This window comes from Spirosoma sp. SC4-14 (assembly GCF_037201965.1).
In the GTDB taxonomy this organism is placed as follows: Bacteria; Bacteroidota; Bacteroidia; order Cytophagales; family Spirosomataceae; genus Spirosoma.
In genome coordinates this window covers 3191476-3210898 of the sequence record NZ_CP147518.1, presented here as the reverse complement: position 1 = coordinate 3210898, position 19423 = coordinate 3191476, and the positions used below count along the sequence as shown (strand labels likewise).

20 protein-coding genes are annotated in these 19423 nt (G+C 48.0%); 9 read left to right on the top strand and 11 right to left on the bottom strand.

Annotated features, from left to right (window positions below; all coding sequences use genetic code 11):
* Window positions 1-43 precede the first annotated feature (43 nt).
* Window positions 44-1303, bottom strand: a complete 1260-nt coding sequence (locus tag WBJ53_RS12905; protein ID WP_338876539.1) for a PQQ-dependent sugar dehydrogenase — start codon at window positions 1301-1303, stop codon at window positions 44-46.
* A gap of 310 nt (window positions 1304-1613) precedes the next feature.
* Here WBJ53_RS12905 and epsC point away from each other — a divergent pair, with 310 nt between their 5' ends.
* The 4 genes from epsC to WBJ53_RS12885 all read left to right on the top strand — a co-directional run bounded on the left by epsC (window position 1614) and on the right by WBJ53_RS12885 (window position 6951).
* Window positions 1614-2459 (top strand): serine O-acetyltransferase EpsC, encoded by an 846-nt coding sequence (epsC, locus tag WBJ53_RS12900; RefSeq protein ID WP_338876538.1) that lies wholly within the window; start codon window positions 1614-1616, stop codon window positions 2457-2459.
* Window positions 2460-2488: 29 nt separating this feature from the next.
* Window positions 2489-3397: a cysteine synthase A gene (gene cysK, locus WBJ53_RS12895; protein ID WP_338876537.1), complete on the top strand. Its 909-nt coding sequence runs from the start codon at window positions 2489-2491 to the stop codon at window positions 3395-3397.
* A gap of 115 nt (window positions 3398-3512) precedes the next feature.
* Window positions 3513-4382: a YitT family protein gene (locus WBJ53_RS12890; RefSeq protein WP_338876536.1), complete on the top strand. Its 870-nt coding sequence runs from the start codon at window positions 3513-3515 to the stop codon at window positions 4380-4382.
* 130 nt (window positions 4383-4512) lie between these two features.
* Entirely contained in the window at window positions 4513-6951 is a 2439-nt protein-coding gene (locus WBJ53_RS12885) for an outer membrane beta-barrel protein (protein WP_338876535.1), read from the top strand.
* A gap of 26 nt (window positions 6952-6977) precedes the next feature.
* On the opposite strand, the gene WBJ53_RS12880 is transcribed toward WBJ53_RS12885, so the two are convergent.
* From WBJ53_RS12880 to WBJ53_RS12865, 4 genes are all read right to left on the bottom strand, one after another.
* Window positions 6978-7871 (bottom strand): NmrA family NAD(P)-binding protein, encoded by an 894-nt coding sequence (locus WBJ53_RS12880; protein ID WP_338876534.1) that lies wholly within the window; start codon window positions 7869-7871, stop codon window positions 6978-6980.
* 30 nt (window positions 7872-7901) lie between these two features.
* Window positions 7902-8495: a TetR/AcrR family transcriptional regulator gene (locus WBJ53_RS12875; RefSeq protein WP_338876533.1), complete on the bottom strand. Its 594-nt coding sequence runs from the start codon at window positions 8493-8495 to the stop codon at window positions 7902-7904.
* A 213-nt stretch (window positions 8496-8708) separates the two neighbouring features.
* Window positions 8709-9476: a class I SAM-dependent methyltransferase gene (locus WBJ53_RS12870; protein ID WP_338876532.1), complete on the bottom strand. Its 768-nt coding sequence runs from the start codon at window positions 9474-9476 to the stop codon at window positions 8709-8711.
* Window positions 9477-9537: 61 nt separating this feature from the next.
* Window positions 9538-10005 (bottom strand): peroxiredoxin, encoded by a 468-nt coding sequence (locus WBJ53_RS12865; protein ID WP_338876531.1) that lies wholly within the window; start codon window positions 10003-10005, stop codon window positions 9538-9540.
* A gap of 258 nt (window positions 10006-10263) precedes the next feature.
* On the opposite strand from WBJ53_RS12865, the gene WBJ53_RS12860 reads away from it, so the two are divergent.
* Window positions 10264-11184 carry an ROK family protein gene (locus WBJ53_RS12860; RefSeq protein WP_338876530.1) on the top strand — a complete coding sequence of 307 codons (921 nt, stop codon included), beginning with the start codon at window positions 10264-10266 and terminating at the stop codon, window positions 11182-11184.
* A 49-nt stretch (window positions 11185-11233) separates the two neighbouring features.
* Here the strand turns inward: WBJ53_RS12860 and WBJ53_RS12855 are convergent, their stop codons facing one another.
* The 4 genes from WBJ53_RS12855 to WBJ53_RS12840 form a co-directional block, all read right to left on the bottom strand.
* Entirely contained in the window at window positions 11234-13876 is a 2643-nt protein-coding gene (locus tag WBJ53_RS12855; RefSeq protein WP_338876529.1) for a TonB-dependent receptor, read from the bottom strand.
* Window positions 13877-14028: 152 nt separating this feature from the next.
* A complete protein-coding gene (locus WBJ53_RS12850; protein ID WP_338876528.1) occupies window positions 14029-14772 on the bottom strand; it encodes an SOS response-associated peptidase in 744 nt (247 codons plus the stop codon).
* A gap of 96 nt (window positions 14773-14868) precedes the next feature.
* The gene (locus WBJ53_RS12845; RefSeq protein ID WP_338876527.1) at window positions 14869-15480 is read right to left on the bottom strand and encodes a hypothetical protein; all 612 of its coding nucleotides are present in this window, start codon (window positions 15478-15480) and stop codon (window positions 14869-14871) included.
* Between the two features lie 12 nt (window positions 15481-15492).
* Window positions 15493-15984 (bottom strand): RNA polymerase sigma factor, encoded by a 492-nt coding sequence (locus WBJ53_RS12840; RefSeq protein WP_338876526.1) that lies wholly within the window; start codon window positions 15982-15984, stop codon window positions 15493-15495.
* A gap of 106 nt (window positions 15985-16090) precedes the next feature.
* Here WBJ53_RS12840 and WBJ53_RS12835 point away from each other — a divergent pair, with 106 nt between their 5' ends.
* Window positions 16091-16726, top strand: a complete 636-nt coding sequence (locus tag WBJ53_RS12835) for a pyridoxamine 5'-phosphate oxidase family protein (RefSeq protein WP_338876525.1) — start codon at window positions 16091-16093, stop codon at window positions 16724-16726.
* Here the strand turns inward: WBJ53_RS12835 and WBJ53_RS12830 are convergent.
* Window positions 16684-17310 carry a hypothetical protein gene (locus WBJ53_RS12830; RefSeq protein WP_338876524.1) on the bottom strand — a complete coding sequence of 209 codons (627 nt, stop codon included), beginning with the start codon at window positions 17308-17310 and terminating at the stop codon, window positions 16684-16686. The two genes, WBJ53_RS12835 and WBJ53_RS12830, sit on opposite strands and share 43 nt — an antisense overlap.
* 13 nt (window positions 17311-17323) lie before the next feature.
* Window positions 17324-17671 carry a DUF6249 domain-containing protein gene (locus tag WBJ53_RS12825; RefSeq protein ID WP_338876523.1) on the bottom strand — a complete coding sequence of 116 codons (348 nt, stop codon included), beginning with the start codon at window positions 17669-17671 and terminating at the stop codon, window positions 17324-17326.
* 113 nt (window positions 17672-17784) lie between these two features.
* On the opposite strand from WBJ53_RS12825, the gene WBJ53_RS12820 reads away from it, so the two are divergent.
* From WBJ53_RS12820 to WBJ53_RS12810, 3 genes are all read left to right on the top strand, one after another.
* Window positions 17785-18354, top strand: a complete 570-nt coding sequence (locus WBJ53_RS12820; RefSeq protein ID WP_338876522.1) for a sigma-70 family RNA polymerase sigma factor — start codon at window positions 17785-17787, stop codon at window positions 18352-18354.
* Window positions 18347-18790, top strand: coding sequence for a hypothetical protein (locus WBJ53_RS12815; protein WP_338876521.1), 444 nt, complete (start codon window positions 18347-18349; stop codon window positions 18788-18790). Before WBJ53_RS12820 ends, WBJ53_RS12815 begins: the two co-directional genes overlap by 8 nt.
* An 89-nt stretch (window positions 18791-18879) precedes the next feature.
* Window positions 18880-19380, top strand: a complete 501-nt coding sequence (locus tag WBJ53_RS12810) for a DUF4385 domain-containing protein (RefSeq protein WP_338877187.1) — start codon at window positions 18880-18882, stop codon at window positions 19378-19380.
* Window positions 19381-19423: the final 43 nt, after the last annotated feature.

The following is a 19423-nucleotide window of genomic DNA, read 5'->3' as shown; positions in this document are numbered from 1 at the left end:
CTGAAAGGTTTTTTTAACCTTTCAGGTATAAGAAAGAAAACTACTACTTTTCAACAAGTTTCAGAATTTTCCCGCCCAAATCGCAGAGATACATTTCGTGTTTCTGGTCTTCGCCGAAGGCAGAAATAGCTCCCGACCGGGATACAATCTCCTGATTTGAAGCCGCTTTGGTGTCGTTTACCGAAAGCGCCCAGATTCGTCCGCTGGCATAGTCGGCGTAAACGTATTTTCCCTTCAGCGAAGGCGCCAAACTCCCCCGATAAACCAAGCCACCGGTTACCGACACATTGCCATTCTGATGATTATATTGCCAGATAGGGCCAATTAGCTTGTCAGGGGTTGGATTCCCTTTTGCCGTATAATCGTCGCGCCCTTCCTTAATACGCCAGCCGTAGTTGCCCCCTTTCGAGATGATGTCGATTTCTTCGATTTCATTCTGACCAACATCGCCAGCCCATAATCGTCCCTGTTCATCGAAACTGATCCGCCAGGGATTTCGTAAACCGTAGGCAAAAATTTCTTCGAGAAAACCCTCCTTGTTTTTCACAAACGGATTATCGGCCGGAATCCCATAGTGTCCTTTTTTTGTACTGTTCACATCAATCCGCAGAATTTTCCCGAGCCAGCTACTCCGATTCTGTCCGTTATTTTGCGGATCTCCACCACTCCCACCATCGCCCGTAGAAACATACAGATACCCATCTGGCCCAAACAGTACTTTCCCGCCATTATGATTCGAATAGGGCTGTTGGAACGTAAACAGAATAACTTCCGATTTTGGATCAATCTCTGTTGCCGTAGGCGATGCCGCTTTGAAACGACTTACAACCGTTTCGCGGGGATTATTTTTTGTATAATTGACATAGAAATACCCATTTTCTTTGAATTTAGGGTGAAAAGCAAGACCTAGCAGGCCCATTTCTCCACCATAGGCCACCTTTTTGCGAATATCCAGATACGTCTGCCTAACCGAAGCATCGGGGTTATTATCGAACACATTGATCTGGCCAGATTGCTCAACGACAAAAACCCGGTTTGTACCATCATTGGCATACGTAAACTCCACCGGAGCCTCGAACGAAAGCTTCGGATAAGCATTTACAACCCGAACCGCAGTGTGGGGTTTATCCTCCGAAAAAACCGTTGGTATAATTCCTGCTTCGTTTACGGTAGCAACTGCCATTTTTGGGGTAGCCTGCGTTGCGTCGTCATCGTCAGATTGACACAACGACCACACAAACCACGAAAATCCAGCCGTGGCAACCAGCGAAATAAGTAATGCATAAATAGCCTTACCAAACATGGCAATACACTCCGTTTATGTCTTTCAGCATAAGCCTAACAATAGCTTCTGACAAACCATAGCCAAGCTTCCGACGAAAGACGTCGATTTATTAATTAACTAATTATTGATCAAAATCGGAGCCAAAGTAAACGAGCGAACTTTACGGTACGCATTTTGTTGTCATATCAACAAATTATCCCGGTTTATTAGCGTTATTTCGGGTAGATAAATCTTTCGGATTGTTGTCTACTTTCCTCATCACGGGGCAACTATTCCACCTTTTTTCGACGTTCTATAACTACTTGCTATACCTGATATTTTGCGTTTTATGATTGTCGCAAACCCCGCTTTCCTCGAGCATCTGGTAGCTCAGCGATCTCAGTACCGCTTCAAACTTCCATCCCGGCCCGACGCAGGTCGTTTTATTGATCAGCTAATGCGGCTGTTGTTTCCTGTTACGCAGGATTGCCAGTCGGCTTCTCAGCATATTGGCGAGACCTATCAAAAACTAAACGATCAGCTCGTTTGTCTGTTTCAGCCACTGGCGGCTACCCTACCCGCCAGCCCCGAAATTTCGGCAGAGCGTTTCTTCGAACAACTTCCTGCCATCTATGACAACCTCTTTCTGGATGCTCAGGCCATTGTCGACAACGACCCGGCTGCGGTAGGTATTGAAGAAGTAGTAGCAGTATATCCAGGCTTTTATACCATTGCGGTTTACCGGATTGCCCACGAAATGCTCAAACTGAACATTCCACTCCTACCCCGGATGCTAACTGAATATGCACATGGGCTTACAGGAATCGATATACATCCCGGCGCTCAGATCGGGCGGTCGTTTTTCATCGACCACGGTACGGGGGTAGTCATTGGCGAAACCACAATCATTGGCGATAATGTCAAGATCTATCAGGGAGTAACGCTGGGCGCCACTCACGTTGCCAAATCAATGGCCCAGAAAAAACGCCACCCAACCATCGAAAACAACGTAGTAATCTATGCAAACGCGACCATTCTGGGCGGTCGAACGGTGGTTGGCCATGACTCGGTGATTGGTGGTAACGTTTGGCTCACGCACAGTGTTGAGCCCTATTCGCTCGTCTACAATCAACACCAGACCGAGGTTCGGATGAAGTCGCTCGACAATGCCGAGCCAATCAATTTTGTTATCTGATTCGCTTTACTAACCCCTTCCCGAAAACCATGAAAGTCGACAACATTTTAGATACCATTGGGCAAACGCCCCACGTTCGGCTAAACCGCCTTTATCCGGGTTTTGAAGTCTGGATGAAACTGGAACGAGCCAATCCAGGTGCCAGTATTAAAGACCGGATTGCGCTGGCCATGATTGAAGATGCCGAAGCTAGCGGCCTTCTGAACACAGATAGTGTTATTATCGAACCAACATCGGGCAACACGGGCATCGGACTTGCTATAGTTGCTGCTGTTAAAGGCTACAAACTGATTCTGGTCATGCCCGAATCAATGAGTATCGAGCGTCGTAAAATCATGGCAGCCTATGGTGCCGAGTTTGACCTGACCCCCCGCGAGTTAGGCATGAAAGGAGCCATTGCCCGCGCCCATGAACTGGTCGACAGCACCCCTAATGCCTGGATGCCTCAGCAGTTCGAAAACCCGGCCAATATTGCCATCCACAAACGCACCACGGCACAGGAAATTCTGGCCGATTTTCCGGAAGGCTTTGATGTGCTCATTACGGGCGTGGGCACAGGCGGGCATATAACTGGTGTTGCCGAAGTACTCAAAGAGAAATTCCCGGCACTGAACGTATACGCCGTTGAACCTGAAGCCTCGCCCGTTATCAGTGGTGGCGCACCAGGCCCGCACCCAATCCAGGGAATTGGCGCGGGTTTCATCCCCCATAATCTGCATCTCGATGCTATCGACGGCAGTATTCAGGTCAGTCGCGACGACGCATTTGCCTGGGCACAACGTGTTGCCAGAGAAGAGGGCATCTTTGTCGGCATTTCGTCTGGTGCTTCGCTGGCTGCTATTTATCAGAAATTACCCGACATAACGCCTGGTAGTCGAATTCTAACATTTTGTTACGATACAGGGGAACGATATTTATCGATTGAGGGATTATATTAAGTAAATAGTCTTAGGAGTCAGGTCAATTAAATGAGCAGATGTCGGCGACGATTTCTGCTCATTTAATTTGGCTTGGCCGTATCCCAACATTCATTTTCCCCCTTCAACGTTACGTATGGTCCAGCAATCGTCCTCTTTCCGTATTATCAGAGATACCATCTTCATAGTTGCCGGTGTGCTCAGTGCCGGTATGGGCATCAAAGGGTTTTTATTATCCAGTCATTTTATCGATGGAGGTGTCACGGGAGTTTCGATGCTGCTATCATCACTGCTAATCGTTCCTCTTCCGATCTGGCTTTTAGTGATTAATCTACCGTTTATAGGCCTGGGCTATCGGCAGTTTGGCCGCCAGTTTGCGCTTAAAAGTACTCTGGGTATTGCCGGGCTATCTCTGAGTTTAGCGATTATTCCCTATCCCGATGTAACCCCTGATTTACTGCTGACGGCTGTTTTTGGTGGTTTTTTTATTGGTGCAGGCATTGGGCTGGCCATGCGCGGAGGTGCCGTTCTGGATGGAACCGAAATTGCGGCCTTGCTCATCAGCCGCAGTAATCCAGTACTGAAAGTCAGCGACGTTATTCTGGTACTAAATGTTGCAATTTTCGGCGCAGCAGCGTTCTTTTTAGGGATTAATCCGGCTCTCTACTCCATGATTACTTACTTTGCGGCCTCCAAAACTGTAGACTTTATAATTCATGGTATTGAAGAATATACGGCGGTATTAATTATTTCCCGGCAACATCAACTTATTCAGGAACAGATTATCGAAAAAGGCTGGGGTGTTACGGTGCTGAAAGGGCAGGAAGGCTATGGTAAAAATGGTAGCCACCACGACCTTGATGTTGTCTTATATGTCGTGCTCACCCGGCTTGAACTGAGTCGACTGCGTAGCATGGTTGTTAACCTCGATCCAAAAGCGTTTATTATCCAGCATAGTGTTGATGATGTGGCAGGCGGAAAAGTAAAAAGCCTGCCCCTGCACTGATTCGCTGATTGGTAGCCAGGCTTGGCCGCTGGTACTTATTTTAGCCCGTTTGTGGAGAAACTCCGCGCCAGCAAACGCCATCGTTGTCATTAGGCAAAAATCGGTTTCGATCCACCTAAACGACATCCGTATGACTCTTTCTTTACGGGCTTTTTTTGCCTTTTTCTTCTTGCCGACACTTACGATCTCGGTTGCCTTTGCGCAAAACGCGTCTAAAATAACCGGTACGGTGCAGGACTCGACAGGCGTTGGCGTTGAATTTGCTACGGTAGCACTTCACCGGGCCACCGACTCAACAGTCGTTCAAACCGAGTTTAGCGATGCATCGGGAGCGTTTCAGTTTGCAGCCGTTCCGGCAGGCAACTATTTTGTTTCGGCTTCGCAGGTTGGGTTCAATCGGTCGCAAACCGATCCGTTTGCCCTATCGTTTCAGAACGAAACGCTGCCTGGTATCCGGCTCCGGCCAAATGGGAATACAAACCTGAAAGAAGTAACCGTTCAGGCCCGCAAACCCATGTTTGAACGGGAGGCCGACCGTATCGTTGTCAATGTCGATGGCAGTCCGCTCAGTGCAGGAGCAACGTCGCTGGAAGTATTGAGTCGGTCGCCAGGGGTTACCGTTGATCAGAACGACAATTTAGCGCTTCGGGGTAAACAAGGAGTTTTGGTATTGATTGATGGAAAACGTGTGCCAATGACTGGCACTGAACTCGCCGAAATGCTTCGGGCCCTGCCAGCCAATGCCGTCGAAAAAATTGAGTTGATCACCAACCCGCCCGCCAAATACGACGCAGCTGGCAGTGCAGGCATTATTGCCATAAAACTCAAAAAAGACGGACGCCAGGGAACAAATGGTAGTCTGACGACAAGTTATGGTTATGGGCGATACGGAAAATTCACGAGCGGGCTTACTCTTAACCATCGCCATAAAAAAGTGAACCTGTTCGGCAATTACAATTATAGCGACCGAAATGTGTTCACACAACTAAAACTTCACCGCGATTTTTACCAGGACGGTAAGTTTATTGGTAGCAGCGATCAGGATAATATTGGCAAAACCCGCTACGCTACCCACACCTACCGGGCTGGTGTAGACTATACCCTCTCGAAGCGAACAATGCTGGGAGCCGTTGTCAATGGCCAAAATCTCGATGCAAAAGCCAGTATTCCCAACGTTACTCAGACATTCGATGCGGAAGGCCAGCTACAATCCAGCTACCAGTCGGCTAATAGCCGCGGCCTGCGAATGCCTAACATTGCCGGAAACGTAAATCTGAAGCATAGCTTCGACTCGACGGGCAAACGGGAAATCACAGCCGACGCCGATTTCGCTCATTATGAAACCCATCGGCTCCAGAATCTGTCTACTCTGTTCAGTTTGCCGGTTCGTCCGCCAACGGTTCTGGCCGGTGATCTGAATGGTGCCTTAAACATCACGTCATTTAAAACAGACTATACGCATATCTTACCCAATAAAGGCCGCGTGGAGGGTGGTTTCAAAGTGAGTTGGGTCCATTCGGACAATGATGTGTTGTTTACCAACAGCAGCGACGGCCAAAGCGTGATCGATACCACCAAAAGCAATCATTTTCAATATGATGAGAACATCAACGCGGCCTACATTAACATTAATAAAGTATTCAGCAAGCTAACGGTTCAGATAGGCCTTAGGGGCGAACAGACCATTGCCCAGGGTATTCAGTTGATCGGCAATAATGGGTTCAAACGAAACTATTTTCAGCTATTTCCCAGTCTGTTTTTCAAGCAATCGCTTTCTAAGTTGCATGAGATGAGCCTGTCTCTGAGCCGTCGAATCGATCGGCCTACCTACAATCAACTGAATCCGTTCCGGGCTTATATTGATGCAACAACCTATTTTTCGGGTAATCCGTCGCTGTTTCCGCAGTTGAGTTATAACATCGAACTTACGCATACCTTCAAACAGAAATTCATTACCTCCGTCAGTTATACCCGTACCGATCAGCCCATTATCAGCGTAGTACAACCCGCCCCCGAGGGCAACCGGCAAGCCGTATCGACGTTCCAGAATCTGACCCGTTCCGACTATTACGGGCTAACCATGACCATACCCGTACAACCTGCCCGCTGGTGGACAATGGACAATAATCTGGTAGCTTATTACCAGTTGTTTATCGGAAATCTGGCCGGAACGTCGCTGAATGCCGGGCTACCTGCCTTCAGCCTCAATAGCACCAGCACGTTCACCCTCGGGCGCGGCTGGACCGCCGATCTGACTGGCAACTACCAGTCACGTCAGCTATACGGATTTCTCGATATTCAGCCGCTGGGACAGCTTAACATTGGCCTGCAAAAAACGATGCTGAATAAAAAAGGAACCCTCAAACTGAATATGACCGATGTATTCTACACGAGCCCACTTCATGCCACCTCAGCGTATGCCAATTATAAGGAGCGGTTCTATCAGCGGCAAGATACGCGCGTTGCAACCGCTTCGTTTACCTACCGATTTGGCAACGACACGCTAACTCCCTCGCGCCGACGGGCCGGTGGAGCCGAAGATGAAAAACGTCGGGCTGGAGGAGCCTAGAAATTCCAGGTTTATGGCCGTTGAATCTACTTAGGTTCACGGCCATGAACTGCCGAAGAAAGCTCAGCCGCAACGTGTTCAATTGTTGTTTGGGGCTTACCCAAATCAGCCCAGGTTTGACCAGCTTCAAAAACCTCAGGATAGTGATTAATAGCTTCGGTAATATGCCAGCCATAGTCGGCCTGAGCCGAAAACAAACGTCCTGATTTTAACAACAACGGTGGAGTGGTTAATAGCGTAAGGCTTTCTTTCCGGTAGGCCCTTACGAATCGTTCGGCAGCCTCGTGCTGAGTCATGGCTTCTGGCCCCTGAACGACGTATTCCTGATTTTGGCCGGGCTTGGCAATCTGCAAGGCCCGAACGACCTGCTTTCCGTAGTCGCTGGCCGAAATATACCAGGGGCAAACCGTTGAACGGCCAACCAACAACACAAACCGGCCAGCCCGCTGGGTTTGGTTAATTGAATCGATGAAACAGGATGGATAAAAAATACTGAAAGCAATCCCCGAAGCTTTGATCAATCGGACAGCTTCCTGCTTCACGTCAAATGCCCACCACCGGAAACCATTCATGCCCTGGTAGCGCATAACAATCGACGACAGATAGGCAATACGCCTTACGCCAGCCTGGCGAGCGGCTTCGATCAGATGCCATAGCCCCTGACCTTCCGTATGGAATTCGGCCTGCTTTTCGGTTTGTCGGATGGATAAGTTCAGGTAAACGACCTCTACGCCAGCAAGAGCCGTAACTAACCCCTCTACCGATCGTAAATCACCGGCAACAACCTGTGTATTGGGGAATAGCCGTACAGCCTTTACAACATCCCGAGCAATTATCCGGATCGAAAAACCAGCATGGATCAATTCGTGGGTTACAGGTCCGCCGAGCATTCCTGTAGCACCAATCACCGCAACCTGCATGATTGAAAACGGCCAGGTAACTACAGAAAATTATCGCAACGTACGCACAAATCGACGCATCGAATCCCGATATACCTGCTCCGACTGGTCGACAGGCTGCTGATCTTTGAGCATCATCGCCAGCATAATCATACCGTGCGACATAGCCCACCACTCGAAGTATAGTTTCTGGATACTTTCTTTCGATTTTGGAATGAACGAGAAAATAATTTCTCTGACAATGTTGCCAACCTCTTTTATGGCTTCCGATTCGTGAACGGGAAGCGTGCAATAAGCACCATTGAGGTTATACATTACCTGATAAATTTCCGGTTGCTGACGCGAAAAATCCCACTGAATAAGTGAAATTTCGTACAATCGTTTTTCCGGATCACGATACAGTTTTAGGATACGCTCGTATTCCTGACGCAAATGCCGAAAACCTTCATTTCGGATTTCATCCAGCAGTATATCCTTGCTATCGAAATATTCATACACAATAGGCGCACTGTACTCTATAGCGTCGGCAATCTTACGAATAGAAACGGCTTGCCATCCCTCACGACGGGCAATTGCTTTTGCCGTTCCTATGATTCCCGAGCGGGTGTTCTCGCGTGAACGCGGCTTACGCTCGATGGTTTCCATAAATTAGTAGGTAATCAGTCTTGAGTTAACGGTGTTAAATGGCCTGAAAACTACGCATTTATGGTTATATTGTCCACAGTTAATGTAAATATTCTAAAAAAAATAAATTTTGCGCGCTTTTTGTATTCGCCGAATACTTCATAAGAACATATATTATGAAGTTAAGCGACTTATTTATCCACTCTTCCGACGAATCGGCCAATAGGCTATCAATCAGGCTTTTTCAGCGAGCAGCCAAACGCCCTGATCGCCTAATTCATATAGGTCCCCTTCAACCGTTCCATAACATGCAGAAACCGATAAACCAGCCGTTGTAAAGATACGTATCAGTTCGGCCAGGGTGTAAATGTAATGCTCAGCCGTTCGGGTCTGAGTAACGCCTGCCTGAACGTATGTCAGATGCGAATCGATCCGGCTTTCGGTAGGGTCATAGTTATTTTCGACCAGAAGCAGGATTGGTTCTTCTCCTTCGGCATCAACCGGTAGCCAGTTTCGCTGCTGATAATCGGGCAATACCGATTCAGCTATCATTTCGGTATGCGCCAGAAATCGTCCACCAGGTTTTAGCAGACCGGCAATACGCCGGACAAAAGCCAGCATATCAGTGTAAGGGAAAAAACTAAAACTATTGCCCATGCAATAGGCAGCATCAAATAGAGCACTTGTCTGCAACTCGCCAACAGGCATTGTCAGAAAATCACCCTGAATTGCCGTCAATGCCAAACGTTCTGCCGATGCCGTTGTTCTGAGCTCGTTGATATAGTCATCCGAAATATCAACTCCCGTCAACTGAGCGCCCATCTGCGCCAATGGCAATGCATGCCGGCCATACCCACAAAACACATCGAGCAAACGATCGCCTGGGCCAAACTCCAGTGTTTCCACCAGCAGCTCCAGTTCCAGATGGGTTTGCTCTTCGGTTTGAGCGGCTTTCCAGGCACGTTGCGGCAAGCCGTAAAAAAAATGATGATACCAGGCCATGTGTTGAATGATGAATGATGAATTGAGGGTAAACCCGAAATTTATCATTCATCATTTATCATTAATTAAGATTTGCTAACGTTTCCTGTACGGCGGTGAAGTTAGGAACATCACCGGCACTTTCGAGAACTTCGGCATATTGAATGGTGCCTGTTTTATCGACAACAAAAGCTGAGCGTTTGCTTACTCCTTTCAGATTCATGACAAATGTGTCGTAATAAGTATCGTAGGCCTGCGAAACCTCTTTATTGAAATCGGAAAGAAGGTTAAATGGTAATTTCTGATCTTCTTTAAACTTAGCTAGTGTAAATGGTGAATCGACCGAAATGCCAACAATGTCGGCATTCAACTTGGCATAGGTAGTAATGTTATCGCGCATTTCGCATAGCTCGGCTGTGCATACGCTGGTGAAGGCCATCGGGAAAAATAGAATAATAAGATTTTTCCCTTCAAAGTCCTTAAGCGATACTTCTTTTCGTTCGCTATTAAAAAGTGTAAAATCTGGCGCTTTCTGACCCGGAGTTAGCATATTGAATTTTTGATTCTGGATTAATGATTGTTGATTTGAAACCAAATCCGTTTAGGTGGCGAAATTCCGAAAAAGCAGAACGAAAACAAGCACTACACTGTGTTTTATACGCCAATAGTTTATCGGGGAGTACCTAACCGTATTGATTTTGCCTATTGGGTCGGCTCATTTACCTCATAAAAAGGAGTATAAACAGCTAGCCAGACACTATAGTTTACAGACACGCTCATACCTACAATCAGCAATCTTACTTTTTAAATGCAGAACTACTGGGGAATTGATCTGGGTGGCACCAAAATAGAAGGTGTTATACTTTCCGCCCCCTCGCCCGACGCCGTTATTATTCGTAAACGTATTGATACCGAAGCGCATAAAGGCTACGATCACATTATGTCGCAGATTGTACGACTTATTGATCTGTTAAAAGCCGAAACCAGCCTGACTCCCGACCGCATCGGCTTCGGCACGCCCGGTACCTTCGACCCGGCCCGGCAAACCATGAAAAACTGTAACACGACGGTTCTGAATGGTCGCCCCATGAAGCAGGATCTGGCTCGTTTGCTGGGCGTTCCGGTAGCCGTGGCCAACGATGCCAACTGTTTTGCACTGGCCGAAGCAACCATGGGTATCGTTCCAGACGTTGTTCCTGATTTCCAGACCGTATTTGGTGTAATTATGGGGACCGGTGTTGGCGGAGGGGTGGTTGTGAAGGGTCGCGATGGAGCTCCGTTTGTGCTGAATGGCCTACAAGGTATTGGTGGTGAATGGGGGCATAATATTCTGGAAGAAAACGGGTATCCGTGCTATTGCGGGAAGCGCGGCTGCACTGAACAGGTTATTTCGGGGCCTGCCCTTCAGCGCTATTATCAGCAGATCAGCGGAGCCGAACGAACCATGAAAGAGATCATGGAACACTATTCCGCAGGCAGTGATCTGTTCGCCAGTCAAACCGTAAACCGAATGCTTGAATATTTCGGCCGGGCCATTTCGGTAATCGTCAATATTCTCGACCCAGACGCCATTGTGCTGGGTGGTGGTGTAGGAAACGTCGATTTACTTTACACAGAAGGTGTTGAACGGGCAAAAAAATATGTGTTCAATTCGGGTGAACTGAACACACCTTTTTTAAAACCCAAGCTAGGCGACAGCGCCGGTGTTTTTGGTGCAGCGTTGCTATAGGGCGGGGAGAGCGGGGTAGTTCTACGCAATCCCCGCTCTCCCTGCTTTTCTACCTCGGCCGGCCTCCGGTGCGGTTACCACCCGGTGCAGGTTGCTGCTGTTGTTGCTGAACCGCACCATTATTATCAGTTTCTCCGGCTTTCAGATCATCATTCTCAACCGAACGCCCTCTCCGGCGTTGCGGCTGATCGAAGTTTAGCTTACCCAGTTTATAACTAAAGGTGACACGGATACCGGCATTGTAGAGGCTGGTCATGCTGTTTTGCGTAAAAATCGGCGAACTCGACTCCGAACGAATCGTGAAGGGGTGGTTAAAGAAATTTTCGCCCGCAATACCGAAGCTGCCCCGCTTGTTTTTCAGGTCTTTCTTCACACCAAGGCTATAGAAAGCAAAACCACCCTGATAGCCCTGCAACTGCACCCGACGGCCTCGCATAAAGGCAAAGCCCTGAACGCCCCAGCCATTTTTAAGTGTCAGGTTGGAAAAGAACCGTCCCGTAACAACCCAGCCCGAGTTGGTTGCGTTATAAATATAAATCGAACTGTTGTTGGTCAGATAGGCATAATACGCATCGACCCCTCCGCCAATCTGCCATTTCGAGAACAGGGTTGCATTACCAAATACGTTTACGCCATAGGCCGACTCTTTACCGATGTTCTGATACGTGGTTCGGATGGCTCGCCCTACGCTGGTTGTTGCGGTATCCCGAACGCTTGTGATTGAATTGTTGGTCTGGCGGGCAAACAGCGATACGTTCAGATAAACACTCTTTACATACGCACTCGTACTGAATTCGAAGTTATCGGTCAGTTCGGGCGATAAGAGCGGATTTCCCTGCGTAATGTTTGTCGGGTTCGAGGTGTTGACATTCGGATTCAGAAACTGGATACCCGGCCGTTGTAAACGACGGTTATAAGCCAGTTTAATTGTTTTTCCTCCTTTAAGCGTCTTCGAAATATTGATGCTCGGCACCAGATTCCCATAGTTAGGAATGCCCAGATCCTGCCCGGCTGCTCCACCCAGTTCGCCCGGCTGATTCTGACTGTAGTTGGCATGAATGGTTGTATATTCGTAGCGGGCACCAGCCTTGACGGTATATTTCTTTTTTGTCGTCAGCGTATAGGATGCATACCCAGCACCAATGGTCTGATCGTAGTTCAGCGTGTTGGCCGTGCGAGTCGGGTCGGTAGTTAGTTCGCCGGTTCCTATGCCATAATTATAGCTAAAGGCACTTTCTACCTGCCGAAAAATTCCCTTACCACCAAACTCGATCAATTGGTTTTTACCAATTGGGGTCTGATAATCGCCCTGAAGTGTTGTTTCCTGATTATAGCTATTGTTCAGGTTTTGCTGGCGGGCGGCAATAGTTGAGAAATCGGCGTTGCTTAAAATATCGGCGGTGAAGTCGTTATTACGGTTATTGCGACTATACTGAGCCGATACCGTCAGTTCCTGCTGTGGTTTGTAGGTACGTGTATAATCGATATTGGCATCGACCGTACCCGACAAATCTTTCGTCACCACGTTACGCATGCTTAGACTCGGAAAATACCCACTGGGTGTTATTGTTCTGGTCAGGAAGTTATCCTGATTCTGAAAATTGTTACGAGTGCCGTAGCGGAGGCTCGCTGTAATGACACTGTTTTTACTGATGTCATAATCCCAGCCAAGCGTATAATGCCCAAAAATACCGTGGTTACGGGTGTCGGCTGATTGTTCGGTTCGGGTGGTGCCGCTGCTACCGAACGTTTCCTGCGTATTGGCAAATTTACCGATTACGTTATAGTTAGCCCGACCAAATCCGCTCAAACTGAAGCCCATTTTACCGGTCCGCAAATTACCGTTCAGCCCCAGATTGCTACCCCGGTTACCAGCCCCGGCATCGACGTTTAGGGTAAATCCCTGAATAGTCGTTTTCTTGGTGATGATATTGATAATACCAGCCGACCCTTCGGCATCATACTTGGCAGAAGGCGAGGTAATTACCTCCACTGTTTTGATCATATCGGCCGGAATCTGCTTGAGGGCATCCGCCACGCTACTGGCTACAATGGTCGAAGGTTTGTTGTTGATCAGCACCCGAACGTTGCTATTACCACGAAGACTTATATTCCCATCCAGATCAACCGTTAGTAATGGCACTTTTCGCATCACCTCGGTAGCATCGCCCCCTTTGGCCGTAATATCCTTGTCGGCATTGTAGACCAGCCGATCGACTTTTTCTTCGATCAGACTCGCCTGCCCAACCACTTCAACTTCTTTCAGCGTTCGCACATCGGGCGATAAAACAATAGTTCCCAGATCAGTATCACCTTTTCGGTTAAGTTTAATACGGGCTATGGTCTTATTCGTATAGCCTACAAATGAAATCAGAAGCCGAAAATTACCTTCGGGCAGTTTATTCAGCGTAAATCGTCCTTTTTCGTCGGCAACAGTGCCATCAATGGGCTTATTGGTTTTGGTGTCGATCAGGGCAATGCTGGCAAATTCAACAGGTTGTTTTGTGGTTGAGTCGACAATTATACCCGTCAGTTTGGCATTACCGCGAGGAGTGTTGTCACTCGATGTGCCAGGAATGGCAGGAGCCGGTTTCTGTCCACTACCCGGAAGAGTGGGGAACTGAGCCTGAACCGATTCGGATGCGATTAATAGTACGGTTCCTATCCATAACGTTTGTACTAGATTCTTCATAGTCAGGTCAATAAAACAAGATGAGCGAAGAAACTTCTTCGGGGAAGCTTCTCGGAAAAAGACAATTATCAAGCAAAACAAAGGCCAGAAATAAGATTTTTCCCATATTACTACATAAGCGGTATACGTAGTGAACAAATGGAAGAGCTTACTTAAGCAAATAGTGCAGACTGATTTTTAAGCTCCGGATACGTTGCCGGGTCCATTACTTCAGCAACATCGCTAGGTTCCGTACGCGACGTAATTCGTTTGCCGATGCTATAGCTGTGCAACCGACTGGCTGGATACTGTTTAGTTAATAACGCCAAAGCATCGGTTTCGTTCAGGTCATCGTGCAACCATGCCTGTTCGTCGTCTTTGCTCAGCAGACATGGCATCCGTTTTTTCGAGTTATGAATGGCGGCCAGTAACGGATTGGCATCCGTTGTGAGCAGCGTATAGGTCTGAATCAGTTCGCCGGTTTCCGGATCGGGCCACTCGTCCCATAAACCCGCAATCGAGGCAATTTTCTGATCGGTAGTGCTGATATAAAATGGGAATTTTTTGCTACCGATGGTGTGCCATTCATAAAAGCCCGTTACCGGAATCAGGCAACGTTTGCCTGTTTGAGCAGCCCCCCGAAATGACGGTTTTTCGTAGATGGTTTCGGCACGGGCATTAATGGTTCGGGTGCGAATTTCACTGGCATCTTCCTGGCTTTTGGTCCACCGAGGAATCAACCCCCAGCGCAGCATCCGAAACTGGTTGGGTTGCTGATGAGTCAGAATAGGCCAGGTCGGAAACTGGTATGCATTGGCATGATAAACAGGCTGAAAATCAGCCGTATCGGGAAGAACAGCCTCATAGCGGGCTTCGAGTTCTGCGGCTTTGATAGCCAGCGACTTATGATAACACATCGGAGATTTAAAGTGCCCGCAGACAGCTTGATGATTTATTTACTTAACCAATAAATCGCCCTTCTGGTTATCATAAATTGCCCGTATAGGAGCCCATCACCGCAATTCTTCGAGCTCCTGAAGTTGCCCTTTCAGTTCGGTGAGGTAACGGTCGGTGAACATACCGGCCAAGGTTGCCAGACCGATCGAAACAGCCGTCAGCACCATCGGAAACAAAATAACCAACAGCGTATTCTGCCAGCCATCCGTAAACTTACGGGCAATTACGGGTACCATAATCATCGATCCGGCCAGCATAGCCAACATCCAGACCCGTTTCATTAGTTTCGTGTGCTGGGCTCGAAACAGAATCAGATCGGCTAGTGCGTGATACAGGTCGTGAGTCAATAGTCGGGTTTTCTGAAGATCAGTACGGTGTTTCACCAAAAAATAAAGTCCCGATACGGCAATGATGAGATAGCATACGGCAGGCAGAAAATGAATGGGCCGGGTATAATCGAACGGGTTTCCGGCCAGAACGGCGCTAAAGAACAGCACTAAGCCCGTTAGTACGGAAAAGGCCAGGCGAAGTTCCCGAATCATGTTATCAATTGTGCCATTCGAGCGATTTCGTAATACAAGTTGCAACAGTTGATGGCTCAATCGCTCGGTCGAATCCAGCTTTTGTTCGTGGCGTTTCCAGGTTGCTTTTAATTCGTCGATATCCATTTCATTCTTGATTTATAGGTTGTCTTCAGCAACGATTTTCTTCAATTTCGCTTTAATCCGGTTGAGTTTTACGCCCACATTCGAGACCGATATTCCCAGAACTGTTGCAATCTGCTCGTACGAATTATCGTCCAGATATAGAAAAATAACTGCTTTTTCAACTGGCGACAATTGCTCCAAGGCCTCATAAAACTGCTGCATGGGCTCATTGTCTGGTGGCGGATCAATCAGCTGACTGGTTGCTAGCAGTTCTCCATCGGCAGTAGTCGAAACAATTTGCCGCGACCGGCGTCGAACCAACGAAATGGCCGTATTGAGTGCTATTCGATAAATCCAGGTAGACGCTTTTGACTCGCCCCGAAATGTTGAAAAACCCCGCCAGAGCTGCAATACGATTTCCTGATATAAATCTTTGCGGTCTTCCAGTTCCCGGCTGTAGAGTCGACACACGCTATGTACGATTCCGGCATGGGCATTAATTGTCTGGATAAACTCATGTTCCATTACTGCCTTTGTTTACCCTGTTAGTCGCCGGTTTAGTTAAAAACTTACACCGCAAACAAAAAAAGTCTCCTGCCCGTTAACGTTCATATGCTGATCGACCTGATTTATGCCCATTTCTGAGCAACCAAGCGGTGCCAAAACCACTCAAAAAAAAGTACCATCACTCGCTGAGCTTGAACACACTAGCTGGCAGCAACTCGCATCGGCACCCGAAAGCGAACAGGACCCGTTTAAGTTTATGACCGTTGCCACCTGCACCAGCAAAGGGGCCGATGCCCGCATGGTTGTGCTACGCCAGGTCGATGCCGGCCGTAAATATGTCTGGTTTCATACAGATGCCCGCTCCGAAAAGGTTATTCAACTGGAAGCGTTTCCAACAGCTACATTGCTTTTCTGGGATAACAAAAAACAGCTTCAGCTCCGGCTAATGGTAGAAACCCGGCTACATACCGACGACTATGTAGCTGATGATCAATGGCGTGCGCTCTGGACCGGAAATCGAAAGTTATATCTATCCGAGTTGAAACCGGGAACTGAGCAACCGACCCCCTATCCGGGTTTTCCAGTGCATTTTGGCGAAAACCTGCCAACTGAACAAGAAAGTGAAGAAGGTCGTAAAAACTTTGCGGTGATTGAATGCCGGGTGCTTTCGATGGAATATCTGCACCTAAGCCGGGCCGGGCAAACGCGGGCGTTTTTTCAGTATGAGCCCGAATCCAAAATGGTATGGCTGGCCCCCTGATGCGATTTTGTCAGTAGTTGCCAGCCCAAATAAGCGATCGGAATAAACAGTAGCACATCGGCCACGTGTGCCACCGATTCAATACGTGAAATACGACTGACCGGAAACGCAACTGCGCCCAGACAGAGTAGAACGCCGACCCAGACGGGAACTACTTTTTTGCGCAGAAAAACAATCCCCAGGACTAGCAGGCTAAGCGGAAACAATGGTCCCGACATAAACATGGTGATATTGAAACTTACCGGATGAGCGGCCGCCTGCTGCAGCAGAGCCTGTCTGGAAATACCAAAAACATCGGCATAAATTCCCCGCATACCAAAGTTATTCCCACTAATACAGCCAAAAATAGCCACCAGGAGCCCGAGCGTTGCGTATATTGGCATTAGGTGCTTTATTCTGGCAAACAATCCCGTAAGTGCTGGTATCCAGAATACCGTAGCTACGACCAGAATGGTGCCACCAGTTATGGTGTATTCGCCGTTTTCCCAGAAAAAAGTAGAGAGCATGAATAAAAAGGGTGCCGTAATCATTGAAAAGCCCCGGAGCTTCTGCTCAGATGCGGTCACTTCTGATGTAATTGCCATATCGAAAAGGGGGTTAATGTGAGTTAAGACGTGATGATATAATGGCATAATAAAGCAGGAAACCGAGCGCGGCAGACACCATAATGACTCCATACGGCAGACTCGAATCGGGCGGCACCGGCAGAAAATAAACGACAATGAGACCAATGCCCGTAAAGAGTAGAATTAATCCCCACTTCAGGCTTTCGGCTGGCGATTGGTTTTCCGACTCCAGTTGCCGAAGCGTTTGTTCATTCCACTGCCCGAGCTCCATAAGTCGTCGACGGAGCAGATACGTCGTAAGCGGACGCATAGTTAGATAAACACCAAAGGCAATTGCCAGAATGACATAAGCGCCCTGTAAACCATACTGTTGTTCCATTGGATTATGATAGCTTTTGCCCATGAGACAGTTCTACTCTCCGGAATGTTGCAGTTCGTTCTTTTTTTTTAGAAACTGCAACATTTCAGGCAAGGCTACTGTCTAACAGACCAATGAATGATGAACAACTGTTAGTGCGCCAGATCGTAGATGGTAATGTTCGGGCCTATCAGGTGCTGGTCGAGCGTTATCAGCGGCTCGTATTGCATATGATTAGTCGAATCATTCATCACCCCGCCGACATCGAAGATGTATGTCAGGAAGTATTCATCAAGGTATATCAGCATTTGCCTGATTTTCAGTTCGACTCAAAATTATCGACCTGGATTGCGACCATCGCTTACCGAACCGGTATCAACTACCTGAAAAAAAACCGCCATGAGGCCCTCCATCATTCGCTCGACCAGTTGACCGATGCAGAAGCGCTGACCGAATTAACCAGCCCCGACGAGTTGTTGGCATCTGTCGACTGGCACGCCTTTCTGCACGCACAGATTGCCAAACTGCCCGTTCATTACCGAACTATAGTAACGCTTTATCATCTGGACGAGCTATCGTATCAGGAAATTGGAACGATCACCTCTCTCCCCGAAGGTACTGTAAAAAACTACCTCTTCCGGGCCCGGAGACTACTCAAACAGGCGCTGGAACAACACGACAAACAACAACCTAAACATGGATAAACGTACTGACTCGCAGCTACAGGAATGGCTCGACAAACAAGTTCGGGCGAAGCAAAGAACCGAATCATTGAATGAATCGGATGAAGATTTTCTCTTATATAAGCGACTGTTTACCGAACTGTCGAATGAACCAGCCCATTCGTTAAGCCATTCGTTTGCCCCCAATGTGATCCGTCAGATTCAGCAACGGTCCCTTGCCCGTCGCGAAGCCCGACTTTTTCTTTTCTATGGATTAGGCCTGTCCCTAACTCTTATTCTGACCGGCAGTATACTGTTTGCAGCGCAGAATGAAGCACTGACCGCACTACAACAGGCATTCAGTCGCTTAGGTATCCCTATTTTGTTTGGCTTACTGCTAGTAGCACTTATCCAGGGAGCTGATTATTATCTGTTAAACCGGGTACGAAAGAGAAGTTTGGGGCACAGTATGCCCTGATCAGCACCGGGCAATGCCATCAGATCAGCCGTTTGGGCAATCCTTTTGGCAAGTTTTCGAGTTAAGCAGTAATCAATGTTATGAGTACTATGCCAGCCAGCGACCGAGCGTTTAACTACGACCTTGACTATCGAAATCTGAACCTGCGCGACCATCCCGAACTTTACCGAGTTGGCAAGGGCGAAATGGGTGTCTTGCTGGTTCAGCCCTATAAATCCGAAATTCTGCCTCACTGGCGATTCAAGACCCCGGAAATGGCCCGCAAATCGTCCGAACTTATTTTTAAGCTCTTTCTGACCTATAAACAACAGGGCGATTTCGTGGGCATGGATATGGCCCGTAAGTTTCTGCAAATGGGCTATACCCGCGCCCGTCGCTATGCTAATCACCGCACCGGCAAGAAATACGACGGTCCGGTTCCTGCCGACCAGAAAGGTCGTTCGGGCGCCCACGGGCGACCTCAACTGCCGCGCGACGAAGATCCGATTAAAGCAGAATCGGCCCAAATTTTTTACGATAAGTATCTGGAAGTGAGCAAAGATCCTGACTATAAACAGATGAAAAAAGCCTGGCAGGAACAGTACGGATAATCTTTGTGTACTTTTGTGGCTTCTTTGTGTGCTTTGTGTCTTT